Source organism: Dyella mobilis, from assembly GCF_016904945.1.
Taxonomy (GTDB): Bacteria; Pseudomonadota; Gammaproteobacteria; order Xanthomonadales; family Rhodanobacteraceae; genus Dyella_B; species Dyella_B mobilis.
The window spans coordinates 38,463-64,603 of sequence record NZ_JADIKF010000040.1; the positions used below are offsets into that span (position 1 = coordinate 38,463).

At 65.6% G+C, this 26,141-nt stretch carries 6 protein-coding genes (1 of these 6 only partly in view); 5 read left to right on the forward strand and 1 reads right to left on the reverse strand.

All coding sequences use genetic code 11. The annotated features are described in order from the left end of the window. The 5 genes from ISS99_RS23540 to ISS99_RS16395 all read left to right on the forward strand — a co-directional run. Nucleotides 1-4,225, forward strand: the final stretch of a protein-coding gene (locus tag ISS99_RS23540; RefSeq protein WP_204632710.1) for a non-ribosomal peptide synthase/polyketide synthase. Its footprint begins 23,366 nt before the window's first position; the window shows 4,225 of its 27,591 coding nt (coding positions 23,367-27,591); its start codon lies off the left edge, out of view; it ends in the stop codon at nucleotides 4,223-4,225. After that, complete coding sequence (locus tag ISS99_RS23545; protein WP_204632711.1) at nucleotides 4,206-22,253, forward strand: non-ribosomal peptide synthase/polyketide synthase; 18,048 nt, start codon at nucleotides 4,206-4,208, stop codon at nucleotides 22,251-22,253. The genes ISS99_RS23540 and ISS99_RS23545 overlap by 20 nt, the downstream gene beginning before the upstream one ends. Beyond that, entirely contained in the window at nucleotides 22,250-23,857 is a 1,608-nt protein-coding gene (locus ISS99_RS16385; protein WP_204632712.1) for an MBL fold metallo-hydrolase, read from the forward strand. Before ISS99_RS23545 ends, ISS99_RS16385 begins: the two co-directional genes overlap by 4 nt. Before the next feature lie 40 nt (nucleotides 23,858-23,897). Continuing rightward, nucleotides 23,898-24,104, forward strand: a complete 207-nt coding sequence (locus ISS99_RS16390; RefSeq protein ID WP_204632713.1) for an MbtH family protein — start codon at nucleotides 23,898-23,900, stop codon at nucleotides 24,102-24,104. Nucleotides 24,105-24,205: 101 nt separating this feature from the next. Next, entirely contained in the window at nucleotides 24,206-24,901 is a 696-nt protein-coding gene (locus ISS99_RS16395; RefSeq protein WP_204632714.1) for a 4'-phosphopantetheinyl transferase family protein, read from the forward strand. Nucleotides 24,902-24,906: 5 nt separating this feature from the next. Here the strand turns inward: ISS99_RS16395 and ISS99_RS16400 are convergent, their stop codons facing one another. Continuing rightward, complete coding sequence (locus tag ISS99_RS16400; protein ID WP_204632715.1) at nucleotides 24,907-26,139, reverse strand: ABC transporter permease; 1,233 nt, start codon at nucleotides 26,137-26,139, stop codon at nucleotides 24,907-24,909. Nucleotides 26,140-26,141 lie beyond the last annotated feature (2 nt).

Here is a 26,141-nt window from a genome sequence, read left to right on the forward strand (position 1 = left end):
TCTGCTGCTGCATCACATCGCGGGCGACGGTGCTTCGATGGCACCGATGGCGCGCGACGTCATCCAGGCCTATGTGGCGCACAGTGGCGGGCACGCACCGGCATTCGCACCGCTACCGGTGCAATACGCCGACTACACACTGTGGCAACGTGCCCTGCTCGGCGACGAAACCGATCCTCACAGCGTGCTCGCGCATCAGCTCGCGTATTGGCGCAACGCCCTGGCCGATCTGCCCGAGCAGATCGCCCTGCCCACCGACCGCGCACGCCCCGGCGTGCAGAGCTATCGCGGCCACAAGCTGGATTTCGAGCTCGACGCTGTCCTGCATCGCCGCCTGCTGGCGGTGACGCAGGAACACGGCGTCACGCTGTTCATGGTGCTGCAGGCGGCGCTCGCAGCGTTGCTATCGCGCCTGGGCGGCGGCACCGACATTCCGATCGGCAGCCCGATCGCCGGCCGCACCGATGCCGCACTGGAAAACCTGGTGGGACTGTTCCTCAACACCCTGGTGCTGCGTACCGACACCTCCGGCAACCCCAGCTTTTCCACCTTGCTGGCACGCGTGCGCGATACCGACCTGGCGGCGTATGAGCATCAGGATCTGCCGTTCGAACAATTGGTGGACGTGCTCAATCCGGTGCGCTCGCTGGCGCATCAGCCGCTGTTCCAGGTGACCCTGACCTTGCAGAACACCGCGCACGCCCTGCTCGACGTGCCAGGCATGCAATGCAGTCTGCAGCCGCTGGACTGGGCCATGGCCAAGTTCGACCTGAGCCTGGAAATGAGCGAAACGCAAGCCGGCGACGGCTCGCCCGCCGGCCTGCGCGCGCACCTGGTCTACGCCACGGACCTGTTCGACGAAGGCAGTGTGCGCGTACTGATTCGCCGTTACGTGCAAATGTTGCAGGCGATCGCCACCGATAGCGCTCAAAGCATCGGCCAGGTGGATCTGCTCGATGCGAACGAACGCACCCGCCTTCTGCTCGACTGGAACGATACGGCTTGCGAGCGCGCACCGACCACGTTGCCTGCCGCATTTGCCGTACAGGCGGCACGCACGCCTGACGCCGTTGCCGCCGTGGCAGGACGGCAGTCCCTGCGCTACCGCGAGCTGGATGCACGCGCCAACCAGCTCGCTCACCGCCTGCGGCAATACGGCGTCGGCCCGGATACGCTGGTCGGCCTGTGCGTGGAACGCTCGCTGGATTCGCTGATCGCCACGCTGGGCATTCTCAAGGCAGGTGCCGCCTATCTGCCGCTCGATCCGCAGTACCCGGCCGAACGCCTCGCGCACGTACTGGAAGAAAGCGCAGCACCGGTGCTGATTGCGCACGGCACGCTGCGCGCGCGCTTACCGGTGTTCGACGGTCACGTGCTGTGGCTGGACGAGGAAGCCGATGCCATCGCCGCGCAACCGGCATCGCCGCCCGCGTTGAACGTGCAGCCCGACCACCTCGCCTATGTGATGTATACCTCCGGTTCCACCGGCGTGCCCAAGGGCATTGCGGTCACTCATCGCAACGTGGTCGAACTGGCATTGGACCGCCGCTGGCAGGACGACTGCCAGCAACGCGTGCTGCTGCACTCGCCGCAAGCCTTCGACGCCTCCACCTATGAAATCTGGGCGCCGCTGCTGAGTGGCCGGCAAATCGTGGTTGCGCCGCCGGGCAAGACCGATATCCACGTATTGCGCCAGGCAATGCTGGAGCATCGCGTCACCAGCCTGTGGCTGACCGCGGGGCTGTTCCACCTGATGGTGGACGAATGCAGCGATGCATTCGCCCACGTGCAGCAGGTGCTGGCCGGCGGCGACGTGCTGTCGCCCGCGCACATCCGGCGTCTGCTCGCACAGCATCCGCATCTGCGCGTGGTGAACGGTTACGGCCCGACCGAAACCACCACCTTTGCCACCAACCACGTACTGCGCGCACCCTTCGCCGAAGATGCCGGCGTACCGATCGGCAGGCCGCTGGACAACACCCGGCTCTATGTCCTCGATCAGGCCTTGCAACCGGTGCCGGCCGGCGTGGCGGGCGAGCTGTACATCGCAGGCAGCGGCCTGGCGCGCGGCTATCTGCGGCGCGCGGCGCTCAGTGCGGAACGCTTCGTAGCCGATCCCTTCGGTCCGCCCGGCAGCCGCATGTATCGCACCAGCGACGTGGCGCGCTGGCGTAACGACGGCGTGCTGGTATTCGAAGGCCGCAGCGATCACCAGGTAAAGATCCGTGGCTTCCGCATCGAACTGGGCGACATCGAAACCGCCCTGCGCAAGCAGGCCGGTGTGATCCAGGCTGCGGTGGTCGCACGCCAGGATCAGCCGGGCCACAAGCAGTTGGTGGCCTATCTGGTCGCAGCGCCCGGGCACGCCATCGATCCGGACGCCTTGCGCACCGCCCTGGCTGCGAGCCTGCCGGACTACATGGTGCCGGCGGCGATCGTCACGCTGGACCAGTTGCCGCTGACCGCCAATGGCAAGCTCGATCGCAAGGCCCTGCCCACACCCACGTTCGCCTCGACCAGCACGCGCTTGCCGCAAGGCGAACTGGAAACGCTGCTGTGCGGATTGTTTGCCGAGGTACTCGGTCTGCCTCAGGTCGGCGTCGACGACAACTTCTTCAACCTCGGCGGCGACAGTATTGGTGCGATCCAACTGGTCAGCCGCGCACGCAAGGCCGGCCTGCAGCTGAGCGTGGGCGACGTGTTCCAGCACCAGACCGTGCATCGGCTGGCCACAGTGGCCAAACCGCTCGCCGATGCGGCGGCAACGCCCCAACACGCAGCCAGCGGCAGCTTGCCTGCTACGCCGATCATGCATTGGCTGTTCGACCAGCAAGGACCGCTCGATGCGTTCCACCAGTCGATGCCGCTGGCCATACCGCCCATGCCGCGTGCGGATCTGGTGCAGGCGGTGCAAGCCCTGCTCGACCATCACGATGCCTTACGCATGCGGGTGACCGGTGCGCGGCAATGCCTGATCGAGGAGGCTGGCAACGTGTCCGCGGATACGCTGGTGCACAGCGTGTCTCTGCGCGGCTTGAGCGACGAGGCTCGCCAGGCTTGCATGCGCGAACAGGCGGTCACCGCACGCAACCGCCTGAGCCTGGCCGACGGAAGACTGCTGCAGGTGATCAGCTTCGATGACGATGCGCAGTCCCTGCTGCTGGTGATGATCCATCACCTGGTGGTGGACGGCGTCTCGTGGCGCATCCTGCTGCCGGACCTGCAAGCGGCCTGCCAGGCTGTTGCAGCCGGCCGCCCCGTGGTGCTCGAACCGGTCCCCACCTCGTTCCGGCACTGGGCAATGCAATTGCCTGAAGCCGCCGCGCGCCGCCACGACGAGCTGCCCTTGTGGCAGGCGATGTTCGACGGCGACGATCCACGACTGGGCCAGCGCGCGCTGGATCCTGCGTGCGACACCTTCGCCAGCTTGCGCAGCCTGTCCCTGCGCCTGGATGCACAGACCACGCACTGCCTGCTTACCCTGGCACCGCAGCGCATCGGCGGACAGATCAACGACGTGCTGCTGGCCGCCTTCGCGCTGGCCGTGATCGATTGGCGTCACCGACAGGGCCTTGGCCACGCTGAATGCGTGCGCTTCGACCTGGAAGGCCATGGCCGCGAAGCCATCGTTTCCGGCACCGACCTCTCGCGCACGGTCGGCTGGTTCACCAGCCTGTTCCCGTTGCAACTGGATGTGTCGCAACTGGATCCTGCCGCCGCCATGCACGACGACGAGGTAATGGAGCGCGTGCTCAAGCAGGTCAAGGAACAACTGCGCCAGTTGCCGGATCGCGGCATCGGCTATGGCTTGCTGCGCTATCTCGACCCGCTTGGCCGCGCCGCACTCGCCGCACAGCCGGCGCGCCAGATCGGCTTCAACTACCTCGGCCGCTTCGCCACCGCGGGAGACGGCGAAGGCAACGGCTTCGGCGGCGGCGGCGACGACATGCAGGCCCTGCCGCACGTGCTGGAGCTGAGCGCCCTGGTCGAAGACGGCACCGATGGTCCGCAACTGTGCGCGAACTGGATGTGGGCCGACGCCGTCCTGGAAGAAACCGCCATACACACCCTGGCCGAAACCTGGTTCGCCGTGCTGCGTCGCGTAGCCGCCTATGCCATCGCCGCCGACGGCGTGGCCCTGACGCCCTCGGACGTGCCGATGGTTTCGCTGGATCAAAACGATATCGAATTCCTGGAGTCGCTTTATGCAGAACCAGAAAATTGAAGACATCCTGCCGCTGTCCCCGTTGCAGCAGGGCTTTCTGTTCCATGCGCTGTATGACGCGGACGTGCAGGACAGCTACGTGGTGCAAATGGCCTTCGAGCTGGACGGCCCGCTCGATCCTGCGGCCTTGCGCATCGCCACCGATGCCCTGCTGCAACGGCATGCCAACTTGCGCGCGGCCTTCGTCTACGAAAAGGTGAAGGAACCGGTACAACTGGTGCTGCGCACGGTGGAACTGCCGTGGCGCGAGCTGGATATCTCCGCGCTGCCGGAAAGCGAACGCGAGGCCGCCTATCAGCAACTGCTGCACGAAGACCAGCAGCAGCGCTTCGACGTAAGCCGCGCACCGCTGCTGCGTTTCGTACTGGTGCGGCTGGGCGAACGCCATCATCGATTGATCTTCACCCATCACCACATCCTGCTGGACGGCTGGTCCATCCCGATCCTGCTGAACGAACTGTTCGCGCTATACCGAAGCCACGGCAACCAGGATGCGCTGCCGCGCGTAGCCGCCTACAAGGATTACCTCGGCTGGCTCAATGCGCGCGACAAGCAGGCGGCGCAGAACGCGTGGAAAACGCTGCTGGCGGATATCGACGAACCGACCCGGCTGGCACCTCGCAGCGGCGGCACCAGCACACCGGCGGTCTACCGTCACGTGCTGGCGGAAGCGCTGAGCGAACGCCTGACCCGCCAGGCACGCGATGCCGGTGTCACCATCAACACTATTTTCCAGGCGGCATGGGCGATCCTGCTGGGGCGTCACGCGCGTCGCGACGACGTAGTGTTCGGCACCACCGTCTCCGGCCGCCCGGCCGACCTGCCCGGCGTGGAAAACATGCTGGGCCTGCTGATCAACACGCTGCCGGTGCGCGTCTCCCTGCGCCAGGGCGATTCGCTGCGCGAACTGCTGCAACAATTGCGCACGCAACAATCGGCCACGCTCGATTACCAATACCTGGGCCTGGCCGACATCCATCGCCTGGCCGGCGTGGGCGAATTGTTCGACACGCGCGTCACGTTCGAGAATTTCCCGATCGACCCGGCCGATGCGCATGCCGCCTATGCCGACGGCGAGGAACTGCGCAGCCGCATGCACAGCCACTGCGGCGGCGATGTGTCGCATTACCCGCTCAGCCTGGTGATTGCCCCGGGACAGCGCTTTACGGTGAGCTTCAGCCACCGGCCCGATATCTTCGCCGAGCCGGAGGTAAAGCGCATTGCCGCGCGCTACGAGCGCATCCTGCAGGCATTTGCCGACAACCTGGAGCAAACCGCCGGCAGCATCGACCTGCTCGGCGACGATGAGCGCGAACAGGTGCTGCGCACGTGGAATGCCACCACACAGCCGCTGGCCGACACCACGCTGGTCAGCCTGTTCGAAGCGGTGGCCAGCGAACACGCCGATGGCATCGCGCTGATCTGCGAAGACCAATCGCTGAGCTATGGCGAATTGAATGCACGCGCGAACCGGCTGGCGCGACACCTGATCGCACTTGGCGCGGGACCCGAACGGCGGATAGCCGTCGCCTTGCCGCGCTCGCTGGACCTGTTCGTGGCCTTGCTGGCCGTACTCAAATCCGGCGCCGCGTACTTGCCGCTGGATCCGGCCTATCCGCCTGAGCGGCTGGCCTTGATGATCGAAGACGCCGCACCGTTGTGCGCACTGACACATCGCAGCGTGAGCGAGGTCCTTCCTGCCGACCTGCCGCTTTGCTGCCTGGATGAACCCGGCGTGCAACGGTCGCTGGCCGCGCTGGCCGCGGCCAATCCGGTCGACACCGAACGCCACGCGGCGCTGCAGCCGCAACATCCGGCCTACGTGATCTACACCTCCGGCTCCACCGGCCGCCCGAAGGGCGTGATGGTGCCGCACCATGCGCTGGCCAACTATCTGCGCTGGGACCGCCAGGCCTATTACGCACACCTGAGCGGCGGCTCGGCGACAGTGTTTTCGATCAGCTTCGACGCCGGTGTCACCACCGTATTCGGCGCGTTGTTGTCTGGCCAGCCGCTGACCGTGCTTCCGACCGGCGAAGAAGTCGATCGCCTGGGCCGCGGCGCGCCCAATGATGCACCGTACAGCCTGCTCAAGCTCACCCCTTCGCATTTGAAACTGCTCAATCAGCAACTGGCCGACAGCGCCGCCGAAAGTCCCACGCAATGCCTGATGACTGGCGGCGAGCCGATGGTGCCGGCCGATGTCGCATTTTGGCAGCAGCATTATCCGCGCGTGCGCTTGATCAATCATTTCGGTCCCACCGAGACCACGGTAGGCTGCGCGACGTTCGAGATCCAAGGCGACGTAAGCGATTGGCCGTCCATTCCGATCGGCGCACCGATCTGGAACACCCAGCTTTACGTGCTGGACGATGCGCTGCGTCCGCTGCCGCCGGGCGTGCCGGGCGAGCTGTATATCGCCGGCGAAGGTCTGGCACGCGGATATCTGGCGCGCCCGGCGCTGACCGCCGAACGCTTTGTCGCCAATCCGTTCACGCTGGGCCGGCGCATGTATCGCACCGGCGACCTGGTGCGCTGGCGCAGCGACGGCAAGCTCGACTATTTGGGTCGCATCGACCACCAGGTAAAGATCCGCGGCTTCCGTATCGAGCTCGGCGAGATCGAAGCGGCGCTGATACAGCTTGGCGTGGCGCACAACGCCGTGATCGCGCGCGAAGACCGCGTCGGCCAAAAACAGCTGGTGGCCTACGTGGTCGGCACTGGGCTGGATACCCACGCACTGCGCGCACAATTGGCCGACGTACTGCCCGAACACGCCGTGCCCGCAGCCATCGTTCCGCTGGAGGCACTGCCGCTCACACCGAACGGCAAACTGGATCGCAAGGCACTGCCGGCGCCGGACTTCGCCGCCGCGCACGACAGCCGCGCACCGCGCAACCCGCGCGAGGCCTGGCTGTGCCAGCTTTACGCGCAGGTGCTCGGCGTGGAGCACGTCGGCATCGACGACAGCTTCTTCGCACTGGGCGGCGATTCGCTGCTTGCCGTGCGCCTGATCGGACAGATCCGCTCGAAGCTGAAAATGGAACTGCCGATTCGCCTGCTGTTCGAAGCGCCCACCGTGGCCGAACTGGCACCGCAGCTCGATCCGGATTACGCACGCCGCCCGCGCCTGAAAAAGCAGCGCCGCCCGGAGCCGCTGCCGCTCTCTTCCGCCCAGCGCCGCCTGTGGTTTTTGCACCAGTTGGAAGGCGCCAACGCGCACTACAACATTCCGCTCACCCTGCGCCTGGAAGGCGATCTGGACGTGGAAGCCTTGCGCGCTGCCCTGGCAGACCTGTTCAAGCGTCACGAAAGCCTGCGCACCCTGTTCCCCGAAGGCGATACGCCCTGCCAGCACATCGTGAGCAGCGCGCACCCGGAATTGCCGTGCATTGCGATCGACGAAGCCGAGCTGGAAACGCGGCTGAACGCCGCCATCGCGCACCGCTTCGAGCTGGCCAGCGAATGGCCGCTGCGCGCCACGCTGTTCCGGCTTGCGCAAGACCGGCACGTCCTGCTGGTGCTCTTGCACCACATCGCCGGCGACGGCGCTTCGCTCGCGCCACTGGCGCGCGACCTGTCGCAAGCCTATGCGGCGCGGCGCGAAGGCCGTGCACCGCGCTGGAAAAACCTGCCGGTGCAATATGCCGATTACGCACTGTGGCAACGCCAGTTGCTCGGCGACGAACACGACCCGCAAAGCCTGGCGGTACGCCAGCTCGATTATTGGCGCGGACAGCTTGCAGACCTTCCGGAACAGTTGCCCCTGTCTGCCGACCGCCCGCGCCCGCCGGTGGCCAGTTATCGCGGACGGCACCTGGATATCGAGATCGATGCCGCGCTTCACCGCCAGTTGCTCGCGCTGTGCAAACAGTACGACGTGACTTTGTTCATGCTGATGCACGCGGCATTGGCTGCACTGCTTACCCGGCTGGGTGCAGGCACCGATATCGCCATCGGCAGCCCGATCGCCGGCCGTATCGATGCTTCGCTGGAAGACCTGGTGGGGTTCTTCGTCAACACCCTGGTGTTGCGCGCGGATACCTCGGGCAATCCGCGCTTCAGCGACTTGCTGGCACAGGTGCGGCGCACCGACCTGGCCGCCTATGAGCACCAGGACCTGCCGTTCGAGCAATTGGTGGACGCGCTCAATCCGGTGCGCTCGATGGCTCACCATCCCTTGTTCCAGGTGATGCTGGTGCTGAAGAACACCAGCCGCGCCGAGGTTGAACTCCCGGGATTGCGCTGCGTGAAGCAAGGCTTCGAAATGCCGGTGGCGAAGTTCGACCTGTGCCTGGACGTGGGCGAGCGGCACGATGCCGCCGGCGCGCCGGCCGGCCTGCTCGGCCACCTGGAATACGCCACGGACCTGTTCGACGAAGCCACTGCACGCGGCATCGCAGAGCGCTTCAAGCGCATGCTCGCGGCCATCGCCGAAGATCCCGCGCAAGCGATCGGCCAGGTGGATCTGCTCGACGAAGCCGAACGCAGACACCTGCTGCATACCTGGCAGCCTGCGACTGACGACGTTGCGGCGGATACCCTGCACGGCTGGTTCGAGCGCCAAGCCGCCTTGTGTCCGGAAGCCATCGCCGGGAGCTGCGAGGGTCAACAGCTCAGCTACGCCGAACTCAATGCAAGCGCCAATCGCCTGGCGCACGAACTGATCGAACGCGGCGTACAGGCCGAGCAGCGCGTAGCCATCGCCTTGCCGCGCTCGCTTGATCTGGTCGTGGCCGTGCTGGCCGTGCTCAAGGCCGGTGCTGCGTATCTGCCGCTGGATCCGGACTATCCCGCCGACCGTCTCGCCTACATGCTGGAGGATGCGCAGCCGGTGCAACTGATCGCCCACTCCACCCTGGCGCTGCCGCCCTCGCGCGTACCCAGGCTGGCGCTGGACATGCAGGACGTGTCGGCACGCGAGGCCAGCAACCCGCCGCCGCGCGCGAGGCCGGAGCACAACGCCTATGTGATCTACACCTCCGGCTCCACCGGCAAGCCCAAGGGCGTGCTCATTTCGCACCAGAACGTAGTGAGCCTGTTCGGCAGTTGCGAGCGCGACTTCGGTTTCGGTGCGCACGATACCTGGACGCTGTTCCACTCCTACGCCTTCGACTTCTCGGTATGGGAAATCTGGGGCGCGCTGCTCTATGGCGGCCGCCTGGTGGTCGTGCCGCACGTGGTATCGCGCTCGTCCAGCGATTTCCTTGCCCTGCTCGCCGAACAACGGGTGACAGTGCTGAACCAGACCCCGTCGGCGTTCTACCAGCTGATCCAGGCCGATGCCGAACAACCGGATCTCGGCGACCGACTGGATTTGCGCTACGTGATCTTCGGCGGCGAAGCGCTGGACCTGCGCCGCCTGCAGGATTGGTATGCGCGCCACGACGACACCGCGCCGCGCCTCATCAACATGTACGGCATCACCGAAACCACCGTGCATGCCAGCTACATGCCGCTGGATCGCAGCATGGCCGAACGCGCCGAAGGTAGCCTGATCGGCCGCGCCACGCCGGACCTGAAACTCTATGTGCTCGACACTGCCCTGCAACCGACGCCGCCAGGCGTGGCAGGCGAATTGTATGTGTCGGGTGCCGGGCTGGCGCGCGGCTATCTGCATCGCGCCGGCCTGTCGGCCACGCGCTTCGTCGCCAATCCGTTCGAAGCGGGCACGCGCATGTACCGCTCCGGCGACCTGGCGCGCTGGCGTGCGGATGGCGTGCTGGATTTCCTCGGCCGTGCCGACGAGCAGGTAAAGATCCGCGGCTTCCGCATCGAGCTGGGCGAGATCGAAGCAGCGCTCGCGGCCTTGCCTGAAATCGCCGAGGCGCGCGTGATCGTGCGCGAGGATCGCCCCGGGCACAAACAACTAGTGGCTTACGCGGTTGCCGCCGATGCTGCGCTGTTGGATACCGACGCACTGCGCCTGCCATTGGCCGAACGCCTGCCCGACTACATGCTGCCGGCCGCGATCGTACCGGTCGACGCGATTCCGTTGACGGTCAACGGCAAGCTCGATCGGCGCGCCCTGCCGGTGCCGGAGTTCGCCTCGACCAGCACGCGTACGCCACGCACCGATATCGAACGCAGTCTTTGCGAGGCCTTTGCCTACGTGCTGGGTCTCGCCAACATTGGCATCGACGACAGCTTCTTCTCGCTGGGCGGCGACAGCATCAGCTCCATCCAGCTGGTTTCGCGCGTGCGCAAGCAAGGGCTGGCGATATCTGCACGGCAAGTGTTCCAGCAGCAGACCGTCGCCGGATTGGCCGGCGTCGCCGTGCCGCTGGAGACAGATACGGGCGCCTCGATCACCAGTCCGACCGGCAGTTTCCCCGCCACGCCGATCATGCATTGGCTGCTGGAGCAGCCTGGCACGCACGAGCGCAATCACCAGGCGCTGCTGCTGCAGGTATCGTCGCTGCAAGAACAGCCGCTGCTGAAGGCATTGCAGGCCCTGATCGATCGCCACGATACGTTGCGCATGCGCCTTTCCGGTGCGCGCGAACTGCACATCGGCGATGCAGGCAGTATCCAGGCGGCAGACCTGCTGCAACGCGTACCCTTGAAGGGCTTGCCGCAACTGCGGCGCGTCTCGCGCATGCGCGAGCACACCCGCGCCGCGCGCGACCGGCTCGACCCAGCGAACGGACGCGTGCTGGACGTGGTCTGGTTCGACGGTGGCGACAAGTCGCGCCTGTTGCTGATGATTCACCACCTGGCGGTGGACGGCGTCTCCTGGCGCATCCTGCTGCCCGATCTGCAGGCGGCATATCAGGCGGCACTGGGCGGCATCGAGATCTCGCTCGATCCGGTTGCCACGTCGTTCCGCCACTGGGCCTTGCACTTGCCGCAAGCCGGCGCGCAACGCCGCCACGAACTGTCGCTGTGGCGCGCCATGCATGCCGGCGACGATGCGCTGCTCGGCACTCGCGCACTGGATCCGGCGCGCGACACCGTCGCCACGCGCTGCAGCCTGGGCTTGCGGCTCGACCCGCAAGTGACGCAATGCCTGCTGACCCGCGTGCCCGAACGCATCGGCGGACGCATCAACGACGTACTGCTTACGGCATTCGCACTGGCGGTGATCGACTGGCGCGTGCGACGCGGACTGGGCAGCAGCGAACGCGTACGTTTCGACCTGGAAGGCCACGGCCGCGAAGCGATCGTGGACGGTGCCGACCTGTCGCGCACCGTGGGTTGGTTTACCAGCCTGTTCCCGGTGCAACTCGACTTGAGCACGTGCGGCGCGCAATCGCCGGAAGCGGCGCTGAAGCGCGTCAAGGAACAACTGCGCAGCCTGCCCGACCAGGGCGTCGGCTACGGACTGTTGCGCTATCTGGATCAAGAAGGCAGAGAAGAGCTGGCCGACCAATCGGTGCCGCAACTGGCGTTCAACTACCTTGGCCGCTTCGGCGCCACCGGCGGCGGCGACTGGAGCATCGCAAGCGAAGCAAGCGTCACAGCCGTAGGCGACCATCCGACCAAGCCGCTGTTGCACACGGTGGAACTGACCGCGATCACCGAAGACGGCGCGTACGGTCCCGAGCTGTGCGCGACCTGGAACTGGGCCGGCGAAATAGTGGATGAGGACGCCGTACGCGAACTGGCCGAAGACTGGTTCCGGCATTTGCGCGCGATCGCGGCACACGTTGCCGATACGCGCGGCAAGCTGCTTACGCCATCCGACCTGCCGCTGGTAACACTGGACCAGGCGCAGATCGAAGCGATCGAAGCGAAGCTGCCGCCGTTGCAGGACATCCTGCCGCTGTCGCCGCTGCAGCAAGGCTTTCTGTTCCATGCACTGTATGACCGCCAGGCGCGCGACAGCTACGTGCAACAACTGGTGTTCACCTTCGACGGCCCGCTGGATTCCTTGGCACTGCGGCACGCCGTGGAAGCCTTGCTGCAACGTCATGCAAACCTGCGTGCAGGGTTTATCCACGAAGGTGTTCCGCAACCCGTGCAAGCCATTGCGCTCGCGGTGGACACACCGTGGCGCGAGTTGACCCTGGATGCCGAAGGCCTGGCTCGCTTCCTGCAGGAAGACCAGCAACTGCGCTTCGAACCCAGCCGCGCACCGCTGCTGCGCTTTGCATTGGTGCACGAAAGCGCCACGCACCATCACCTGGTATTTACCCATCACCACATCCTGCTCGACGGCTGGTCGATGCCGATCGTGTTGCAGGAACTGTTCGAGCTGTACCGTCAGGGTGGCGATGCGAGCAGCCTGCCGCGCGTGACGCCCTATCGCGATTTCCTGCATTGGCTGGCGGCACGCGACAAGACCGCCGCCCGTGCGGCCTGGCGTGCCGCACTGGAGGATCTGGACGAACCGACGCGCGTCGCGAACGTTCCAGCCGTCGCCGCCACGCCGCTCACCTCGGTCACCTGGCTGCCTGCCGACTTGAGCGCCGAACTGCAGCAGCAGGCACGGCAGTTCGGCGTTACGCTCAATACCCTCGTACAGGCTGCATGGGCGGTACTGCTCGGCCGCCTTACCGGGCGCGACGATGTGGTATTCGGCATCACCCTGTCTGATCGTCCCGCAGAACTGGCCGGCAGCGAACAGATGGTCGGCCTGTTCATCAACACCCTGCCGCTGCGCCTTCGCCTGCAAGCGAACGAAACCTTGCGCGAGCTGCTGCTGCGCCTGCAACGGCAACAGGCCGAGCTGCTGGAACATGCCGGCCTCAGCCTGGGCGAAATCCAGCAACTGGCCGGTCACGGCGAACTGTTCGACACCGTGATGGTCTTCGAAAACTACCCGGTGGATGCGGCGGCGGTACAGGCGCAGGGCGAGGCCTTGCGCATAGGTTTCCACAGCCACCACGGCGGCGACAGCACGCACTATCCGCTGGGCCTGCTGGTGGCGCCGGGCGAGCGCATCAAACTCGGTTTCAGCTACCGCCCCGACGTCTACGGCGACGCTGACATTCAGGATCTCGCCCAAAGCTATACGCGTATTCTCACCGCGCTCGCACGGCAGCCGCAGCAAAAACTGGGCCGGCTCGACCTGCTCGACACTGCCGCACGCAAGCAATTGCTCGAGACGTGGAACGCCACGTCCATGCCCGTTCCCGATGTCACGCTTACTCAGTGGTTGGAAGAGCGCATCGCCCGGCACGGCGAAACCAGCGCCGTGATCTGCGGCGAAGAAAGCCTCGGCTATGCCGCATTGAACGAACGCGCCAATCGCCTGGCCCACGTATTGATCGCACGCGGCGTAGGCCCGGAAGACATCGTGGCGGTGGCGCTGCCGCGCTCGCTGGAATGTGTAATTGCACTACTGGCGGTACTGAAGGCCGGCGCCGCCTATCTGCCTTTGGAGGTCAACCATCCGCGCGCACGCCTGCGCGAGATGCTGGCCGATGCGCAGCCGCGCGCGTTGCTCGCCAATGCTGCGCTGGCCGACGAACTCGGCGGCGATCGCATCGTGCTCGCGCTCGACACCCCCTCGGTGCAGACTGCCCTGGTATTGGCGGCCACGCACGATCCACGCGACGAGGAGCGCTGCCGACCGCTGCACACTGCACATCCGGCATACGTGATCTACACCTCCGGCTCCACCGGCAAGCCCAAGGGCGTGGCCGTGGCGCATCGGCAGATCGTGCATTCGAATCTCGCGCGCGAGACGCATTACCCGCACGTCGCCAGCATGCTGCTGTTGCCGTCGCTGGCTTTCGATGCCTCGCTCGGCGCCATCCTGCACACGTTGGCCACCGGCGCCACCCTGGTGCTGCCCGAGCCCGGCCTGGAACACGAGCCGCGCGCACTGGCGGCGCTGGTCGAACGGCACCGCATACAGGCATGGCTGAGCGCCCCGGCGCTCTATCGCAGCACGCTCGAAACAGATGGCGCGCAACTGCATTCCTTGCAGCGCGTGGTGCTGGGCGGCGAACCGATTCCTGCGGGCCTGCTGGAACGCCACCTGGCCGAAGGTCTCGCCGACGCTGCCGTGTACAACGAATACGGCCCGACCGAGGCTACCGTGTGGTCCACCGTGGCGCAGGTGACACATGCAGACGATAGCGGCCACGTCATCGGCCGCCCCATCCCCAACACCTGCGTGTATGTACTCGATGGCGCGTTGCAGCCGGTGGCGGTCGGCGTCGCCGGCGAGCTGTACCTTTCGGGCGAAGGGTTGGCGCGCGGATATCTGCAACGCGCAGCGCTTACCGCAGAGCGCTTCGTCGCCCATCCGTTCGAAGCGGGCGCGCGCATGTATCGCACCGGCGACCGCGTGCGCTACCGCACCGACGGTCAACTGGAATACCTGGGCCGTGCCGACGGCCAGGTAAAGATACGCGGCCACCGCATCGAGCCGGGCGAAATCGAAGCGCAACTGGCCACGCACGTCGCGGTGCGCGAAGCGGCGGTACTGGTGCGCGAAGACCTCCCGGGCCAGAAGCGCCTGGTGGCCTATGTGGCAGCAACCGAGATGACGGCCGGACTCATCGCGGATCTGCGCGACCACCTGGCACGCAACCTGCCCGACTACATGGTGCCAGCCGCGTTCGTTGTGCTCGACGCGCTTCCGCGCGGACTCAACGGCAAGCTCGATCGCAAGGCGCTGCCGGTGCCAAACGAAGATGCCTATGCACGCGAACACTATGCAGCGCCGCAAGGCGAGACCGAAACGATGCTGGCCGAAGCGTGGCAGGCATTGCTGGGCGTGGAACGGGTCAGCCGCCACGACAATTTCTTTGCGCTCGGCGGCCATTCGCTGCTGGCCGTGCAATTAATGGAACGCCTGCGCCGCCAAGGAGTGCAAGTGGAAGTGCGCGCCTTGTTCGCCGCCCCCACCCTGGCCGAGCTGGCGGTGGCGCTGGGCGGCCACCGCGAGGTGGCGGTGCCGGCCAATCCGATCAGGGCGCAAACGCGGCACATCACGCCGGCGATGCTGCCGCTGATCGATCTGCAACAGCACGAGATCGACCGGCTGCTGGCGCAAGTACCAGGCGGCATCGCCAACATCCAGGACATCTATGCCTTGTCGCCGTTGCAGGACGGCATCCTGTTCCATCACCGGCTGAGCAGCGAGGGCGACACCTATCTATCGATGTCGCAGCTCGCCTTTACCGACCGTGCGCTGTTGGGCCGCTATCTCGATGCGATCCAGCAGGTGGTGGATCGCCACGACATTCTGCGCACGGGTTTCGTATGGGAAGGCCTGAGCACCCCGGCCCAGGTGGTGCTGCGCCGGGCGACCCTGAAGATCATCGAAGTCGACGTGGCAAGCGGCACGGCCAGCGCCTACCTCAGCGAACGCTTCGATCCGCGCACCTATCGCATCGACCTATCCCAGGCACCCTTGCTGCAATTCGCCATTGCACGTGAGCCGGACGGCCGCTGCGTGTTGCTGACGATGATGCATCATCTGCTCGGCGATCATTCCACCGTGGAAGCGATCAGCGCCGAGGTGCAGGCCATCGTCGAAGGCCGCGCCGGCGAACTGGCCGCGCCGCAACCGTTCCGCAACCTGGTGGCGCAGGCGCGCCTGGGTATGAGCCAGGAGGAGCACACCCGCTTCTTCCGCGACATGCTGGGCGACATCGACGCCTCGACCACGCCATTCGGCCTGACCGACGTGCATCGCGACGGCAGCGGCATGGACGAACTCCGTCGCGACTTGCCGCAGGCACTGAATGACCGCTTGCGCACTTGCGCACGGCAATTGGGCGTGAGCCTGGCCAGCCTGTGCCACGTTGCCTGGGCGCGCGTGGTGGCTGCCGCCAGCGTACGCGAGCAGGTCGTGTTCGGCACCGTGTTGTTCGGCCGTATGCACGCCGGCGAAGGCGCCGACCGCGCCATGGGCGTGTTCATCAATACGCTGCCGCTGCGACTGGACGTAGACCACACGCCGGTGGAGCAGAGCGTGCGCGCGGCACATGCGCGCCTGGCCGAGCTCCTGCGCCACGAACATGCGTCGCTGGCCCTGGCCCAGCGTTGCAGCGGCGTCGCCGCACCGGCACCGCTGTTCAGCGCCCTGCTCAACTATCGCCACAATCGTGCACACGTGCGCACCGATGAGCCGTCCGAAGCCTCTTCCGACGGCATCGAGCGCATCAGTGGCGTGGACCGCAGCAATTACCCCTTTGCGCTCTCGGTGGAGGATTACGGCGACGCATTGGGATTGAGCGTGCAAGTGCAGCAGCCGGTCAGCGCGCAGCGCGTATTCGACCAGGTGCGGCACGTACTGGAGCAGTTGGCCGATGCGCTGGAAAACACGCCGCAACAACCGCTGCGCACGTTGCGCATACTGCCTGCTGAAGAAGAACGCCGCGTACTGCACGATTGGAATGCCACTGCGCACGAACTTCCGCGCGCCACCTTGCCCGATCTCTTCGAACGACGCGTGGCGGATGCACCCGATGCCATGGCGGTGGCCTTTGCCGATCGCCGGCTCAGCTATCGCGAGCTGGATCGGCGGGCCAATCAGTTGGCGCATCACCTGCAAACACTCGGCGTGGGACCGGACGTGCTGGTCGGCCTGTGCGTAGCACGCTCGCCCGAACTGGTCGTGGGCCTGCTCGGCATCATGAAGGCCGGCGCGGCTTACCTGCCGCTGGACCCGGCGCATCCGGCCGAACGCCTGGCGCACATCCTCAACGAAAGCATGGCGCCGGTGCTGCTGACCCAGTCCAGCCTGCTCGAACAATTGCCCTCGCATTGGGGCAGTCTGGTGTTGCTGGACGACGATGCCGCGCTGATCGACACGTATCCGGACGACGCGCCACCGCGCACGCTGCAGCCGGAAAACCTTGCCTATGTGATGTACACCTCCGGCTCCACCGGTATGCCCAAGGGCGTGGCGGTAACGCATGCAGGCGTGCCGAACCTGCTCGCCAGCCAGACCCGCCAGTTCGCACTGACCCCGCAGGCGCGCGTGTTGCAGTTCGCCTCGGCGAGTTTCGATGCGGCGTTCTGGGAGGTATGCATGTCGCTGCTGGCCGGTGCGCAACTGGTGCTGGCGCCGGCCGATCAATTGCTGCCCGGCGAAGGCTTGAGCGAACTGATTGCCGCGCATGGGATCACCCACGCCACGCTGCCGCCGGCGGCACTGGCGGTACTGCCCGAAGACGCGCTGCCAGCGGGCATGCATCTGGTGGTGGCGGGTGAAGCGTGCTCGCCGACGCTGGTGGAACGCTGGTCCTCGCGACTGCGCATGTTCAACGCCTATGGCCCCACCGAAACCACGGTGTGCGCCACCATCAGCGAAGCGCTGCAAGGTGCACAGACGCCGCCGATCGGCGGCCCGATTCTCAACACTCAGGTCTACGTGCTGGATGCGCAGTTGCAGCCGACACCGGTCGGCGTGCCCGGCGAACTGTATCTCGCAGGCTTGGGCCTGGCGCGCGGCTACCTGCAACGTGCCGGGCTCAGCGCCGAGCGTTTCGTGGCCAATCCGTTCGGTACGCCCGGCAGCCGCATTTATCGCAGCGGCGACCTGGCCTGCTGGCGTGCCGATGGCCAGCTCGACTTCGTCGGCCGCGCGGACAGCCAGGTCAAGTTGCGCGGTTTCCGTATCGAGCTGGGCGAAATCGATGCCGCGCTGACGCGCCTGCCGGCCGTCGCCCAGGCCGCCGTGATCGTGCGCGAAGACCAACCCGGCCACGTGCAACTGGTGGCTTACGTGGTGACCGCCGAACCTCACGCCTTCGACGCGGCGGCATTGCGCCAGGCGCTGGCCGGCCAGTTGCCCGAATACATGCTGCCCGCCGCGTACGTGCCGCTCGATGCGCTGCCGTTGACCACCAACGGCAAGCTGGACCGCAAGGCGCTGCCCGCGCCGGAATTCGGCAGCACGCAGGCACGCGCGCCGCGCGACGCCCGCGAAGAGATCCTGTGCGAACTGTTCGCCGAAGTGCTTGGCGTGGAACGCGTAGGCATCGACGACAGCTTCTTCGAACTGGGCGGGCATTCATTGTTGGCCACGCAGTTGGTCAGCCGCATCCGCGCACGCATGCAGCGGGACGTGCCGATTCGCGCCTTGTTCGACAATCCGACCGTCGCGGCGTTGGCGCAACAGTTGCCGGTAACCGCCAGTGCACGACCGCCGCTGCTGGCAGCGGAACGGCCGGAACGGTTGCCGCTGTCGTTCGCGCAACGGCGGTTGTGGTTCCTGCACCAGTTCGAAGGCCCCAATGCGGTCTACAACATTCCCATGGCGCTGCACCTGGAAGGTGCACTGAATGCTGCCGCACTGCAGGCCGCTCTGAACGACGTGGTGGAGCGTCACGAAAGCCTGCGCACGATCTTCCCGGTTTCGGATGCGCCGTATCAGCAGGTGCTGCCGCAGATACGCCTTGCGTGCGAACCGCAAGACGTCAGCAAGGCCGCGCTGCCTGGCCTGCTGGTCGAAGCCCTGGCAAAGCCGTTCGATCTGGCCTGCGAAACGCCGCTTCGTGCGCAACTGTTCCGCCTTGGCGGCCAGGAACACGTGCTGACCCTGGTGCTGGACCACATCGCCGGCGATGGCGCTTCGTTGGCGCCATTGGCTCGCGATCTGGCGCAAGCCTATGCCGCACGCCTGCACGGCCATGCGCCGGCATGGGCGCCGCTGATCGTGCAATACGCGGATTACACCTTGTGGCAGCAGCACCTGCTCGGCGAGGAATCCGATCCGGATAGCGTGATTTCGCAGCAGCTTCGCTACTGGCGCGACACGCTGGCGAACCTGCCCGAACAGCTCGATCTTCCTGCGGATCGCCCGCGCTCGGCCACGCCGACTTATCGCGGCCGCAACCTGAAGTTCGAACTGGATGCGGAGCGGCATCGCCGCCTGCTGGCGCTGGCAACCGAACACGACGTCACTTTGTTCATGCTGTTGCAGGCGGCATTGGCCGGCCTGCTCAGCCGGCACGGCGCAGGCACCGACATTCCGATCGGCAGCCTGATCGCCGGCCGTACCGATGCGGCACTGGACAACCTGATCGGTTTCTTCCTCAACACACTGGTGTTGCGCACCGACGTATCCGGCAACCCGCGCTTCACCGATCTGTTGGCTCGCGTGCGCCGCACCGATCTGGCCGCCTACGAGCACCAGGATTTGCCATTCGAACAGTTGGTGGACGTGCTCAATCCGCCGCGCTCGCCGTCGCGCCATCCCTTGTTCCAGGTGATGCTGCTGATGCAGAACAACGCCGCCGCGTCGCTGGAAATTCCCGGTATCCGGTGCAGCATGCAGCCGTTCGAACTGGATATGGCCAAGTTCGACCTCAGCCTCAACGTGGGCGAACGTTACGGGGCCGATGGCGGTGCAGCCGGCATGCAGTTGGATTTGATGTATGCGATCGATTTGTTCGATCACGCGACTGCGCAGCAACTTGGTCAGCGCCTGGTTCGCTTGCTGGCAGCGGTAGCTGACGATCCGTCAACGCGTATCGAGGCCATCGACCTGCTCGACACGACGGAACGCCAGCAACTGCTGCACGACTGGAACGACACCGCGCACACGGTGTCGTCGGCCACCGTGCCCGCCCTGTTCGAACAACAAGTCGCACGCACGCCCGACGCCATCGCCGCCACCTTCGAACACGCATCGCTCAGCTACGCCGAACTCAACACTCGCGCCAACCGCCTCGCCCATGCCCTGATCGCCGACGGCGCCGGCCCCGAATGCCTCGTCGCCATCGCCCTGCCCCGTTCGCTGGACTTGGTCGTCGCCCTGCTGGCTGTGTTGAAAGTCGGTGCCGCCTATTTGCCGCTCGATAGCGATTACCCGGCCGAACGCCTCGCCTTCATGCTCGCCGATGCACAGCCGCGACGCGTGATTTCACGCAGCGATATCGACCTTCCCACCAGCGACGTGCCGTGCTGGCACCTGGACGACACCGCCGTGCGCGTGATGCTGGCGGCGGCCGCAGACACCAACCCGGCGCCGGCACTCGCACCGTTGCATCCGGCTTATGTGATCTATACCTCCGGCTCCACCGGTACGCCCAAGGGGGCGCCCAATACCCACGCCGGCCTGGTCAACCGCCTGGCCTGGATGCAGCACGCCTACGGCCTTCAAACCGACGACGTAGTGGTGCAGAAGACACCCTTCAGCTTCGACGTCTCGGTATGGGAGTTCTTCTGGCCGCTGCTGCACGGTGCGCGGCTGGTCCTGGCGCAGCCGGGCGGGCATCGCAACCCGGCCTATCTGGCCGAGCTGATCCAAGCACAAGGCGTCACCACCCTGCACTTCGTGCCCTCGATGCTGGAAGCGTTCCTGGATGATCCGGCCAGCGCACGCTGCACCAGCATCCGCCGCATCGTGTGCAGCGGCGAGGCGCTGTCCGGCGCCTTGCGCGAACGCGTGCGCACGACACTGGATCGTCCGCTGCACAATCTCTACGGTCCCACCGAAGCGGCCATCGACGTCACCGCCTGGACCTGCCGCGACGAAACCGCCGGCAGTGCCGTGCCGATCGGCGCACCGATCTGGAACACCCAGACCTATGTACTGGATGCGCGCTTGCAACCGGTGCCGGCGGGCGTGCCGGGCGAGCTGTATCTGGCCGGTACCGGCCTGGCGCGCGGTTATCTGCGTCGCCCGGGCTTGAGTGCGGAGCGCTTTATCGCCAACCCGTTCGCGCAGGGCGAACGGATGTATCGCACCGGCGACCTGGCGCGCTGGCGCAGCGACGGACAGCTGGACTACCTGGGCCGCACCGATCATCAGGTGAAGCTGCGCGGCCTGCGCATCGAACTGGGCGAGATCGAAGCAGCGCTGGCGCAGTTGGGGCATACGCCCAACGTGGTGGTGGCGCGCGCCGATCGCGACGGTGCCATGCAGTTGGTGGCCTATGTGGTCGCACCGCAACTGGACAGCGCAACGTTACGCACGCAACTGGCGCAACGCCTGCCCGACTACATGATTCCCGCCGCCTTCGTGGCGCTGGATGCCTTGCCGCTGAATGCCAACGGCAAGCTCGACCGCAAGGCACTGCCGGCGCCGTCGTTCCAGCCGATGACGCAGCGGGCGCCACGCACGCCGGAAGAATCGGTATTGGCGCAGCTGTTTGCCGAGGTGCTCGGTTTGGAGCGCGTGGGCATCGACGACAACTTCTTCGAGCTCGGCGGGCATTCCTTGTTGGCGATCAAGCTGGCCGGGCGCATCCGCCAGACCATGCACAACGACATGCCGATCCACGCTTTGTTCGAAACACCGAACGTGGCTGCCCTGGCGGCACGCTTCAGTGATCCGCAACAACGCCCGTCCTTGCTGCCCTTGCGCAGCGGCGGCGACCAGCCACCGTTGTTCTGCGTACCGCCGGGCGGCAACCTTGCATGGACGTATGCGGGCCTGGTCAGCCACATCGACGCCGACTGCCCGGTCTACGGCCTACATGCCTCCGATCTGCAGGACGGCGAAGGCGAATCGCCCTCGCTCGACGCAGTGATCGAACGGCACGTGGCCGACATGCGCAAGATCCAGCCGCAGGGGCCATATCGGCTGATGGGCTGGTCGCTGGGCGGATTGATGGCTCACGCCATCGCCACGCGCCTGCAAGCCGAAGGCGAAGAAGTCAGCCTGCTGGCGATGATCGATGCCTATCCGCGCGACGCGCACTTCACTGCCGCGCCGATGAAGGCAAGCGAACAGGCCGAGCTGCAGCAACTGGGACACTCGCTGTTCCAGGAAATACTCGGCAGCTTCGGCGTGGACGATGCTGCCGATCTGCCGCAGGGCGACGATCCCTTCGACGTATTGGAAGCACTGCACGCGGGTGGAAGGCTTTCCGGCACCGACCGCCAGACGATCGCACGCATGTTGCGCGCCTTCGGCCGCGGCGAAGCATTGGCACGTGCCTTCCGGCCAGACACATTCCGTGGCGACGTGCTGTTCTTCCGCGCCACCGAGGTGATCGAGGCCATGCACACGCCGCCGGTCGACACCTGGTCCGCCCACGTGACGGGCACGTTGCACGTTCACGATATCACCACGACCCACTTCAATATGCTCAACCAGCAATACCGTGCGTCCATCGGTTGCGTGTTGAGCGAGAACCTGAATTCCAACGCGAGCCTGGAGACGACGTGAACGCGCCCGACCTGAAAGACCCCGTGTTTCTTGCCAGCGATACCAAGCTCGAACCGCTGGTGTTCGGCTGGTATGCCTGGAGCCACCTGGTATCGCCGATGCAGCAGGCGCTCAATCTCGCCTACCGGCAGCTGCCGATGCTGCGCTCGTTCATTGCCAATCCCGGCGTGCACGAAGCCGCTTCGAAAAACCCCAAGATGCTGGGCGGCTCGTTCCTCGAATTGAAACAGAGCGACGTAGGCGGCGTACGCAGCCTGTTGCAGGACACGCTGCAACGCGGCGCCGGCCTGCTTGGTTTTGCCGACGACCTGATCAAGCTGGATCGCCAGTTGCAGAAGAGCGAAACCGGCTTCAGCCTGGATCATCTCTACGCCAAGCTGCCGGAATCGCTGGCCGGCTACGTGGAAGCCACGTACGACCCCAACAATCACGTATCGCTGCGCCTGCTGGAAGAACTCGCCTGCGACGACGCATTTTTCCAGGTGCCGCCGCAGGAGCTGGCTTTCAGCAAAGGCGCCGACACCGCGCGCAACTTCTTTTTGAACACGCCGCGCCTGCCTAGCGCCGAACGCATGATCCTGCCTTCGCCGTTCGGCGACGAGCGCTTCGACCTGATCTCGGCCAGCCGCATCCGGCCGGTGAGTTTTCAAGGCGTGGCCGATGCATTCGGCATTCGCGACGACGCAGCCAGGGCGCGCCTGCGCAGTTATTTCAGCGACGGGCCCACACCGCGCAACACCCCGGATTACGACGGCGACGGTGTGCGCGTGCGCTATTTCGGCCACGCCTGCGTACTGGTGCAGAGTTCCGAAGTGAGCGTGCTGGTCGATCCCTTCCTGACCTGGGACCACGACGATGCCGAAGGCCGCTTGACCTTCCACGACCTGCCCGATCACATCGACTATGTCTTCTTCACCCACAATCACCAGGACCACTTCAGCATCGAGGTGCTGCTGCAACTGCGCAATCGCGTAGGCGCGTTCCTGATTCCACGCAACAACGTCACCAGCGTGGTCGACCCGTCGATGAAGCTGGTGCTGCGCCAGCTTGGCCATCGCAACGTAACGGTGATGGATCCGATGGACCGCATCGAATTGCCCGACGGCTGGATCGTCAGCCTGCCGTTCTATGGCGAGCATGCCGATCTCAACATCACCAGCAAGCACGGCCTGTGCATCGAACTGAAAGGCCGCCGGCTGATGTTCCTGGCCGACTCCGATGGCAAGGATCGCATGCTCTATCGACGCCTGGCGCAGCGGCTTGGCAAGATCGATCACCTGTTCGTCGGTATGGAATGCGACGGCGCGCCGCTGACCTGGCTGTACAGCCCTTACCTGACCAACCCGGTCAATCGCAAGGACGACGATTCGCGCCGCCTGTCCGGCTCGGACAGCGAGCGCGCGTGGTCGATCGTCGAAGAATTCGGTTGTCGCCAGGTCTACGTCTACGCGATGGGCCAGGAACCGTGGATGCGCTTCGTCACCGGACTGGAATACACGCCCGAGAGCAAGCAGATCGTCGAATCCAACAAATTGCTGGAACGCTGCCGCAGTGCCGGCCTTGACGCCGAGCGGCTGCATGGATGCCGAACCATCACCCTGTAACTCCCCAATCTCTTCCTGACAAACTAGCTGGAGCATTACCATGAGCAATCCCTTCGAAGACGCCAACGGCAGCTTCCTGGTGCTGGTGAACCACGAAAACCAGCACTCCCTGTGGCCTGAATTCGCCGAAGTGCCGGCCGGCTGGAAAGCCGTGCACGGACCCTCACCGCGACAGGAAGCGCTGGATTACGTCGAACAAAACTGGACCGACATGCGTCCGGCCAGTCTGGCCGCGCTGGACGCCTGAGCCACCACCGGCATCGTGTCCTGCCGGATCGCACCGGCAGGACACCGCGTCACCCAGGCAACCGGATATGCTGCACCGAATGCTTATCCGCGAGGCACGCCGTGATCGAGCCGCCATCTACCCAATCACTGCCCGCCCTGCGCGATGCGCTAGGGCTGCCCACGTGCGTCGCGCTGTTCGAAACGGACATCGATCCGCACGGCGATCCCGTCAACACGTGGCCGCAGCTTCCGGCAACACTGACCAACGCCAGCAAGAAGCGCCGCCGCGAATTTCTGGCGGGACGCCATTGCGCCGCGCAAGCGCTGCGCCAGGCCGGCTGCCAGACGCCGGGCTTGCTCGATATCGGTGCGGACCGGCTACCTTGCTGGCCCGACGGCTGGCTGGGCTGCATCAGTCACACCGCGCACGTGGCCGTAGCTGTCGCCGCCGCAAGCCCGCCGTGCGTGGCGCTGGGTGTCGACGCGGAAAAATGGATGGACAGGCGGGTGGCTAATGACGTGCAACAGCAGATCGTCACGCCGGACGAGCTGGCACTGCTGCAGGACCGCCCTTTGCAACACGCAATGACTTTGCTTTTTTCCGCCAAGGAAACGCTGTACAAGGCGCTGTATCCGCTGACCCGGCACTTTCGCGACTTCAGTGCCGCGCGCGTAACCGCAGCACGTGCCGATCGACTGGAACTTACGCTGAGCGAAGCTTGGGGCGAGGACTGGCCGCGCGGCACGGTGTTAGACGTGCGCTATGTCGAGCGGCCCGATGGCGTGTTCACCGCGCTGTGGCTGCCTGCGTGTTGATGCATCTACACCGAACGCGTCGCCTCCACCGGCGGCACGCGAGATGCCTTCAGCGCAGGCGCCAGCGTGGCACCCTGCCCCAGCAGCAGCAAGGCGGCCGCGCTCAACAATAGATAGACGAACGACAGCGGCGGCATCGCGAATCGAAGCACCAGCCACTCGCTGAGACTGATCGCCAGCACGGTGCCGATCACTACGCCACCGAGGCTGATCATGAAATTCTCGGTGAGAAAGTACGCAAGGATGTCGTTGCGCGTAGCCCCCAGCGCACGCCGCACGCCAATCTGCTTGCGTCGCTGGCCCACCCAGAAACTGGTAAGGCCGACGATGCCTGCGCCGGTGACGATCAACAGTATCAGGCAGATCGCACCCAGCAAGATCGCCATGCCGCGGTCGGTTTTGTAGGCCTGTTCGCGTACGACGTCGAAGGTGCGGATACCTTTCACGGGCGGAAACACCCGCATGCGGTCGAGCTTCAGCAAGGCTGCCGGCGCCGCCTTGGCCACTTCGGCAAGCTGACCCGGCTTGCTGCGGATCAGATAGCTGCCATCGCTGTCCGCCATTTGCGCGGGCAGCAATACCGTGCGGTCGAGAAAGCTGAGTGTGTGCCACGTACCCTGCAACTGGTCGACGATGCCGATGATGGTGCTCGGCGAAGGATGGTCGTTGCCAATGTAGATCGGCCGGCCCAGTGCCGAGCCATCCGGATACGCCACGTCCGCAAGCGCCTTGGTGACGATCACCTCGGGCAGCGACGTATTTGCCGTAGGATCGAGCGCATGCACTTCATCCGCGCGGAAATTGCGGCCGGCGATCAGCCGCACGCCCATAGTGGCGAGTGCGTGGTCGTCAACGAAGTATTCCGTGGCCAGCGTGATTCGCGGCTTCGCCAGCGGGTCCAGGCGTATGCCTTCCGACTCTCCGCCCCCTCCCAGGGGAAACGCCTCGCTCTGCGTCGCATCCACCACGCCGGGCAGTTGTCGCAATGCCAGCAGGTCCGCTTTGGCCAGCGATGGAATGGCCGCCGTATCGACACCTGCCCAGTGATTTTGAATGGTCAGCAGATTGCTTTCCACCATGCCGGTTGGGCGCGACATGCTCGCTAGCCGCTGCTGGATGATGAACAGCGCGTTGCAGACGATCGCCAGCGTCAACGCGATCTGCAGCACGATCAGGATGGTGCCGGCCTTGTGGCGCTTGAGCGCCGCGAGAATGGGCTTGATCTGTAGCACGTTCATCG